This is a genomic window from Blautia massiliensis (ex Liu et al. 2021), assembly GCF_052064225.1.
GTDB lineage: Bacteria > Bacillota > Clostridia > Lachnospirales > Lachnospiraceae > Blautia_A > Blautia_A fusiformis.
The window spans coordinates 1-2712 of sequence record NZ_JBQHWA010000064.1 but is presented as its reverse complement, the minus strand read 5'-3'; the positions used below and the strand labels follow the sequence as shown (position 1 = coordinate 2712).

1 rRNA gene is annotated in these 2712 nt (G+C 54.0%); it reads right to left on the bottom strand.

Going from position 1 to position 2712, the window contains the following annotated elements:
* Window positions 1-2712, bottom strand: a 23S ribosomal RNA gene (locus ACTNDQ_RS15180); the annotation flags it as partial.

Here is a 2712-nt window from a genome sequence, read left to right as displayed (position 1 = left end):
TTGGTCAAGCCCTCACCCGATTAGTAACAGTCAGCTCCATGTGTTGCCACACTTCCACCTCTGCCCTATCTACCTCGTCGTCTTCAAGGGGGTTTACTTCACTAAGAATGGGATATCTCATCTTGAGGGGGGCTTCACGCTTAGATGCCTTCAGCGTTTATCCCTTCCGGACTTGGCTACCCGGCCATGGCTTTGGCAAGCCAACCGGTCCACCAGCGGTCCGTCCATCCCGGTCCTCTCGTACTAAGGACAGCTCCTCTCAGATATCCTGCGCCCACGCCGGATAGGGACCGAACTGTCTCACGACGTTCTGAACCCAGCTCGCGTACCGCTTTAATGGGCGAACAGCCCAACCCTTGGGACCTACTACAGCCCCAGGATGCGATGAGCCGACATCGAGGTGCCAAACCACTCCGTCGATGTGAACTCTTGGGAGTGATAAGCCTGTTATCCCCAGGGTAGCTTTTATCCGTTGAGCGATGGCATTCCCACTTAATACCACCGGATCACTAAGCCCTACTTTCGTACCTGCTCCACCCGTCGGTGTCGCAGTCAAGCTCCCTTCTGCCTTTGCACTCTTCGAATGGTTTCCGTCCATTCTGAGGGAACCTTTGGGCGCCTCCGATACCCTTTCGGAGGCGACCGCCCCAGTCAAACTCCCCGCCTGGCATTGTCCCACCGCCGGTTCACGGCGGCTGGTTAGAAGCCCAATATCACAAGGGTGGTATCCCAACAGCGGCTCCGCGGCAACTGACGTTACCGTTTCTCAGCCTCCCACCTATCCTGTACATGCAACACCGGACCCCAGTGCCAAACTGGAGTAAAGCTCCATGGGGTCTTTCCGTCCTGGCGCGGGTAGCCAGCATCTTCACTGGCACTTCAATTTCACCGGATGTATTGCCGAGACAGCGCTCAAATCATTACGCCTTTCGTGCGGGTCGGAACTTACCCGACAAGGAATTTCGCTACCTTAGGACCGTTATAGTTACGGCCGCCGTTTACTGGGGCTTAAATTCAAAGCTTCGCGTTACCGCTAACCTCTCCTCTTAACCTTCCAGCACCGGGCAGGCGTCAGCCCATATACCTCACCTTTCGGTTTCGCATAGACCTGTGTTTTTGCTAAACAGTTGCTTGAGCCTATTCTCTGCGGCCTGCTCCCGCAGGCACCCCTTCTCCCTAAGTTACGGGGCCATTTTGCCGAGTTCCTTGGCAATACTTCTTCCGCCGGCCTTAGGATTCTCTCCTCATCCACCTGTGTCGGTTTACGGTACGGGTACAATATGAACGATAGCGGCTTTTCTTGACGCATGGCTCACGGGCTTCGCTACTAATCTTCGCTCCACATCACGTCTTCCCATTGCATGGCGGATTTTCCTGCCATACTGGTACCCCGCTTGTACCGGGCTTTCCATTCCCGGCTCCCGCTCTCCTTACGTGTCCCCACAGTTCTGTCATACTGCAGTACAGGAATATCAACCTGTTGTCCATCGGCTACGGCTCCCGCCCTCACCTTAGGTCCCGACTCACCCAGGGCAGATCAGCTTTACCCTGGAAACCTTGGATATTCGGCCTAGAGGATTCCCACCTCTATCTCGCTACTCATTCCGGCATTCTCTCTTCCATGCAGTCCACAGCTCCTTACGGTACTGCTTCTTCCCGCATGCAATGCTCCTCTACCAATCTTTTCAGATTCCTTAGTTTCGGTGGCGCGTTTCAGCCCCGGACATTTTCGGCGCAGGACCTCTCGACCAGTGAGCTATTACGCACTCTTTGAATGTATGGCTGCTTCTGAGCCAACATCCTGGTTGTCTTCGAAATCCCACATCCTTTTCCACTTAACGCGCACTTTGGGACCTTAACTGTAGGTCTGGGCTCTTTCCCTTTTGACCGCCCAACTTATCTCGTGCAGTCTGACTCCCGGTGATATCTACACGGCATTCGGAGTTTGATATTCTTCGGTAGGCTTTGACGCCCCCTAGGAAATTCAGTGCTCTACCTCCGCAAGACTCACACCGAGGCTAGCCCTAAAGCTATTTCGAGGAGAACCAGCTATCTCCGGGTTCGATTGGAATTTCTCCCCTATCCACACCTCATCCCCACCCTTTTCAACGGATGTGGGTTCGGTCCTCCACTACCTCTTACGGCAGCTTCAACCTGGACATGGATAGATCACCCGGTTTCGGGTCTACTCCTACTGACTCTGGCCCTCTTAAGACTTGGTTTCCCTACGGCTCCACACCTGAAGTGCTTAACCTTGCCAGTAAGCGTAACTCGCCGGACCGTTCTACAAAAAGTACGCGGTTGTACATATAAAGTACTTCCACAGCTTGTAGACACAGGGTTTCAGGTTCTCTTTCACTCCCCTCCCGGGGTCCTTTTCACCTTTCCTTCACAGTACTATGCGCTATCGGTCACTAAGTAGTATTTAGCCTTAGGGGGTGGTCCCCCTTACTTCCCACAAGGTTCCTCGTGTCTCGTGGTACTCCGGATCCTGCTCAGTCAGCTCTGCTTTCACGTACGGGGCTTTCACCCTCTCCGGCCGGCTTTCCCAAAACCGTTCTGTTAACTTCGCTGAATCTTAAATGCAGTCCATGACCCCGGCATGCACGCACACCGGTTTAGGCTCCTCCGCGTTCGCTCGCCGCTACTTACGGAATCGATGTTTCTTTCTTTTCCTCCGGGTACTTAGATGTTTCAGTTCCCCGGGTTCCC